Annotated in this window: 6 protein-coding genes; all 6 read right to left on the bottom strand. The window is 61.5% G+C overall.

The features are described from left to right. The coding region (locus tag WC683_19105) for a tRNA pseudouridine(38-40) synthase TruA (protein MFA4974717.1) at positions 1 to 98 on the bottom strand (98 nt) is incomplete at its 3' end. Positions 99 to 103: 5 nt separating this feature from the next. Next, on the bottom strand, positions 104 to 2650 hold the full coding sequence (locus WC683_19110) for a hypothetical protein (protein MFA4974718.1): 2547 nt from the start codon (positions 2648 to 2650) through the stop codon (positions 104 to 106). Beyond that, positions 2650 to 3672, bottom strand: a complete 1023-nt coding sequence (locus WC683_19115) for an aspartate-semialdehyde dehydrogenase (GenBank protein ID MFA4974719.1) — start codon at positions 3670 to 3672, stop codon at positions 2650 to 2652. The genes WC683_19110 and WC683_19115 overlap by 1 nt, the downstream gene beginning before the upstream one ends. A gap of 16 nt (positions 3673 to 3688) precedes the next feature. Beyond that, a complete protein-coding gene (locus WC683_19120) occupies positions 3689 to 3973 on the bottom strand; it encodes a hypothetical protein (protein ID MFA4974720.1) in 285 nt (94 codons plus the stop codon). 3 nt (positions 3974 to 3976) lie between these two features. Continuing rightward, a complete protein-coding gene (gene pssA, locus WC683_19125; GenBank protein MFA4974721.1) occupies positions 3977 to 4822 on the bottom strand; it encodes a CDP-diacylglycerol--serine O-phosphatidyltransferase in 846 nt (281 codons plus the stop codon). Continuing rightward, positions 4819 to 5460, bottom strand: coding sequence for a phosphatidylserine decarboxylase family protein (locus WC683_19130; GenBank protein ID MFA4974722.1), 642 nt, complete (start codon positions 5458 to 5460; stop codon positions 4819 to 4821). The genes pssA and WC683_19130 overlap by 4 nt, the downstream gene beginning before the upstream one ends. Positions 5461 to 5548: the final 88 nt, after the last annotated feature.

Genomic DNA, 5548 nt, shown 5'->3' on the forward strand with positions numbered 1-5548 from the left:
CGCTGGACCAGCTCCTGCACCGCCACGCCGTTAGGCTGCACCTGCCAGCCCACGTAATTCGTCCCGTCATAGGCGATCGTGAGTTTTATGGTTCGCATACTCATCAGAAATAACAAAGGAGGCCCACTGAGAAGACGGGGCCCGACAGATCGAGCTGTCCGGAACCGAAGCTGTTTATGTACTGGTACTGGGTCTCAAAGGTCATGAAGAGCTCGTTGACCCAGCTGTCCGAATCGCCCCAGCGCTTCGTCATCGCGCTGATATTCATCATGGCCCCGCCCGCGGCGTGCATGCCCCATTTCATGCCCTTCACCGAGTCCCCTGCGACCGTCTCGTAGTAGACCACTCCGTCGAACCCGGCCTTCATGTACGGGATGAGGTAGCGCCAGCTGAAATAATCCGCCCTCCAGACGAACGAGAGCTCGATCGGAAACATGAGATAGGTGAATTTGTCCTGCGATATCTCGCCGGATTCCTCTCCCCTTGCGTTGCCGGACTTGTACAAAAAGCCCGCGCCCATCTCCACCCCGTAGCGTTCCTGAAACATGTACCCGCCCTGTATGCGCGTGATCATGTTGCAACATGGCGAGAAGTAGCTCTTCAGCGCGGAGCTCTGAGGCATCCAGAACCCAGTCTTGAGCTCGAACGACCAATGGGCCGGCTTGTCCTCGAGCGCGCTGAAACCTGGGGGAGCCTCTCCCTCCTCTATTATTTTCTGCGCCTGCGCGCCGGCCTCAGCAGATGAAAAAAGGATCAGCCCCATCGCAGCCAGGAGGAGTATCCCCCTCGCGCGTCGCGCGCGCGTCGCGATGAAGAGCGCGACGGCAAAAAACAGCAAGAGGATGCCGGACGCGGAACCCGACTTGCCGCCCCCCAGCGAACAGCCCTCTCCGAAGCCGACAGGCCCCACGGTCCTCTCCGACCTCGCGGATATGCGCGAGCCGTCGGGCAACGTTGCGGTTCGGTTGTCGCTCTTGTTGCCGCCCTGGTCCACCGCCTCAACCGCAATGTAATAGAGGGTGCCGTTGGTGAGTCCGGTCGTCTCGGCCGTGACCGAGCTGCCGCTCGAGGGCTGCGCGACCGAGGCCTGCGCATCCGCCTTGGTCAGCACCGCATCCGGATCCGGGTCCACGTACATGTTGTAGCTCGCCATGTCCGCGACGGTCAGGCGGTCGAAATTCACATAGACGCTGCCGTTCCCGAAACCAGCCGATCGTGCGACCACGTCCGGCGGCGGAGTATCCACCGAGAGAGAGGTGAGCCTGCGGCCCATGAGGCCTGCCGAGGTAACGAAGAGCCACACATCGTTTTCTCCCTCCTCGAGATAATTTTTATTGGAATCGTACGGGATGGAGATAGTCGTCTCCGTATCAGCGGTCACACTCCCTGATGTTGCGCCGGAGATATCGAAGAGCAAGGTCCCGGAGCCGTAGATGTCGCCGCCTGCCTTGAACTCATAAGTGGAGTCCGCGTCCGCAAGAAAGGTGACGGCCGCGCTCTCCCCCCTGCCCATGCTGGAGCCGCCGCCGGAATACGCGATCCCGCTCACCGCCGCCAGGGGACGTTCGGTGATCAGCCCCACATCCCCGGTGATGAAATTCACATAAACGTTCCCATCCTCCAGGCTCGAGACCGCGATCTCGTAAGGCTCGGCGGATGTGGGTATTGGCTCGTGGTCCGTCCCGAGGTCGCTGCCCAGATCCAGGACCTCGTGCGTGGCGGTGTTTATCACCGACACCCCTAGCGCGCCCGCGACGTACGCATAGGTCGCATTCGGGTTCTCGACCTCCGTTATCTCTATGTCGGTCGGGGATGAGTTGGGCGTGAGATCGATCGCTGTCCCCACCACCGAGTAGCTGGAGGTGCTTATCCGCGTCACGGAGTTGCTGTCGTAGTTGGCGACGTAGATCTCCGATGCGTCCGGCAGTTTGGCCAGCGCGGAGAGCTCGTCGCCGGCGGCGATCGCGACATTGATGGAGGTCGCGATGGTGTCGCCCGAGAAGATGTAGAAGACCGCGCCAACGTCGGTGCTGAAATACATCTCCTGAGTCTCGTCCACATAGAGCGCGTCGGTGATCCGAAACGAGGAATGGCCCGGGACAGTGAGCGTTATCAACGCGATCACCTCGCCCGTTATCGTGTCGTAGGCGATTATCTGCGGAGTGGTGTTGTCCCCGACGTAAGAATAGCCGGAGTTGAGATCATAAACCACGGGTCCGAGCTTGTCGCCATCTGCGAGGAGATAGCTGATCGGATTTTCGGTTATTCTGGAGAGCGTGAACTCCAGCAGGTCGCCGTCCTCCTGCGAAGCCACGATCTTGCCGCTCCCCCCCGTGTAGTCGATGCCCCCTATCACGCCGTCGGTCTCTTCGTCGACAGACAGCGGCGGGGGTTGATCCGGTTCTAGCGCGAACGAGCCCATGTTCACCAGCGAGAGCACCTCGCCGTATGAGGCGGCGAGCTCCAGGTCAGAAAAGAGGAGAAAACCGCTGCTCGATGAGGTGATGCCGAAGTCAAAAGGCGGACCTCCGCCTGCACTCCAGACCTTCTCCGCGCTCGGGAACGCATACGCGACGCCCGGCCCCATGGCGAAAAGCGCCAGGGCCGCCAGGGCGACCGCCCCCCTGACCAGCGCGCGTCCCATGGACATCAGATGTACTCCCTTATCATCGCCTCAGCGATCTGCACCGCGTTGAGCGCAGCCCCCTTGCGGAGGTTGTCGGCCACGATCCACATCGCGAGCCCGTTCTCCACGCTCGGATCGCGGCGTATGCGCCCCACGTACACCGGGTCCTTGCCCGTGGCGTCGATCGCGAGCGGATATCTGCAGAGCGCGGGATCGTCCACCACCTCCACGCCGGGGGAACACGAGAGTATCTCGCGGGCCCTCTCCGGTGTGATCGGGTCGGCGAACTCCAGGTTCACGCACTCGGAATGCCCGCAGAAGACGGGGACACGAACGGTCGTGGCCGCGACCCTGATGTCGGCATCGCCCATGATCTTGGCCGTCTCGTCGATCATCTTCCGCTCCTCCTCTGTGGAGCCGTCCTCCAGGAACTTGCCTATGTGGGGTATGCAGTTGAACGCTATGCGATGAGGGAAGATCTCTGTCCTGATCTCTCCGCTGGAGAAGATCGCCACCGTCTGCTTCGAGAGCTCCTCCATCGCCTCGATGCCTGCGCCCGAGACCGACTGATACGTGGAGACCACGATGCGACGAAGAGAGGCCTCCCTGTGCAACGGAGCCGCCGCGACCAGCATCTGGATGGTGGAGCAATTGGGATTGGCTATGATGCGCCGCGCCTCCCACTGCGCGAGATCTCCGGGGTTCACCTCCGGGATGACCAGCGGGCACTCCGGGTCCATCCTGAAGGCGGAGGTGTTGTCCACGACCACGGCGCCCGCGGCGGCCGCCACAGGTGCGAACTCCCTGCTCACCTCGCCGCCCGCCGAAAAGAGGGCGATATCGGCCCCCTCGAAGGAATCGTTTTTCAAGATGTCGACCGGACAATCCTTGCCCAGATACTCGACCGACCTGCCGATCGACCTCTCCGAGGCCAGAGGGATCAACCTGGCCACCGGAAATTCCCTCTGTTCCAGGACCTTCACCATCTCCGCGCCGACCGCGCCGGTGGCCCCCACCACGGCGACGTTGTACTTTGCCTTCTTCATATCCCGTCTTCTCCCGTCATCTCTTGAACAGCGTGTCCAGTTTTTTCTTCGCCTCTTCCGCCTTCGCCTTCTCGGCGTCGGCGTCCCTTCCGAATTCGAAGAACTCGCAGAAGTTCGAACGCTCCTTGTCGCTCACGATCGACGCCTGGTTCTCCCGGCACTGGTTGTGAAAACTGCGATCGTAGAATCTGCACTGCAGGCAGGCATGAAGATCCCTTCCGCAATGAGGGCAATCGTCCCTGCGGCCCACCTTTCTGTAGACGAGCTCCACTTCCTTGCCGCAGAAACAGCACTTGGGCATCCGCTAACCTCCCTGGCCGTGCGCCCTCTCGTCGCACTCCAAGTCCTTGCCTCCGACGACTTCGAGGCGACGGTCCCCATCGGCGTCGGTCCCGCTCCTCAACCTCTCCAGCAGCCGCTTGCTCTGGCGCAGCGTAACAGCCTCTTCGAGCAGACCCGACGCGAGGTACGCCGTGGTCAGGGCGAACATCATCACCTCCGGTTTGATGGCGACTATGAATATCCCTATCACCACAAGAACCAGGACGAAAAACGGGTTGCGGCTCTTTATGTCCACCACCTTCATGCTCCGATAGCGGATCGTGGAGACCATCAGCAAGGCCAGCGCCACGGTCATGCCGGCGAGGGCGAGGCTGTTCTGCGGCGGGAAGACGAAGTAGAAGTGGTGGAAGACGACGTAAGTCGCGATGACGTACGCGGCGACCGGGATCGGCAACCCCTGGAAGTACTCCTGTTCCACGTCGTCGTGCTGCACGTTGTAGCGCGCCAGCCTCAGGGCGCCGCAGGCGAAGAAGAGGAACGCGGCCAGCCACCCCAGTTTGCCCAGCGAGTGAAGCGTCCAGGTGTAGATCAGGATTCCCGGCGCCAGCCCGAACGAGGAGAGGTCGACGAGCGAATCGTACTCTATGCCGAACTGGCTCTCGGCCCTGGCGAGCCTAGCGATCCTGCCGTCGAGCAGATCGAAGATGCCCGCGAACAGGATCGCCCACGCGGCAGCTATGTAATCGCCGTTCAGCGACTTGATCACGGAATAGAACCCGCAGAAGAGGCTCGCCGACGTGAGAAGGTTGGGCAGGATGTAGACGCCCCTCTTCATGCCGTCCCGTTTGCGCCTGCCCTTGATCCTCATTCGAACCTCCCAAGCACGGTCTCTCCGGCGCGAGTCTTTTTCCCCGGGCCCACCTCTATCCTGGCATCAGGCGGCAGATAGATATCCAGCCGCGAGCCGAATCGAATCAGCCCGAAGCGTTCGCCCGTCGAAAAACAGTCGCCCTCTCTCGCATAGCAGACTATGCGCCTGGCGATAATCCCCGCTATCTGCACCATGACCAGCTCCCTGCCTGCCGCATCCTCCAGTATCAGGGCGTTCTGCTCATTGTGCTCCGACGCTTTATCCAGGCTGGCCACGAAGAATTTTCCCGCGCGGTATATCGCGCGCCTCACCGTGGCCGTGGTCGGAAAGCGATTAACATGGACGTTGAACACCGACATGAAGATGCTGACCTTTGTGCAGGGCGCCCCGGTGTGCGGCGCCGGCACTCCCTTCTCGACCTTGATGACCCTGCCGTCCGCAGGGGCGACGACGACGCCCTCTGCCTCCGGAACGTTCCTCTTTGGATTACGGAAGAAAAAAGCGATGAACGCGGCAAGGCCCGCCATCGCGGCGGCAATCGAAGGGAGGCTCATCGTCCACGCGGCAATCGAGGCCAAAAGGACCGCGACGATGAAGGGGAAGCCCTCCACCGCTATGGGGAGCTGCCTGGGCATCCGCCTGTATGCATCATTTATGCACTCTGCGGGCATCCGTTACCTCGAAGGGCTGGTTTGCGGTCAGGATAGTATTTCCGTCTTCCGA

The organism is bacterium (genome assembly GCA_041648665.1).
In the GTDB taxonomy this organism is placed as follows: Bacteria; UBA10199; UBA10199; order 2-02-FULL-44-16; family JAAZCA01; genus JAFGMW01.

What these genes read in the sequence shown, in the direction of transcription:
- WC683_19110 (MFA4974718.1), bottom strand. Translation starts at nt 2,650, where the DNA reads ATGTCCATGGGACGCGCGCTGGTCAGGGGGGCGGTCGCCCTGGCGGCC.
- WC683_19115 (MFA4974719.1), bottom strand. Translation starts at nt 3,672, where the DNA reads ATGAAGAAGGCAAAGTACAACGTCGCCGTGGTGGGGGCCACCGGCGCG.
- WC683_19120 (MFA4974720.1), bottom strand. Translation starts at nt 3,973, where the DNA reads ATGCCCAAGTGCTGTTTCTGCGGCAAGGAAGTGGAGCTCGTCTACAGA.
- pssA (MFA4974721.1), bottom strand. Translation starts at nt 4,822, where the DNA reads ATGAGGATCAAGGGCAGGCGCAAACGGGACGGCATGAAGAGGGGCGTC.
- WC683_19130 (MFA4974722.1), bottom strand. Translation starts at nt 5,460, where the DNA reads ATGCCCAGGCAGCTCCCCATAGCGGTGGAGGGCTTCCCCTTCATCGTC.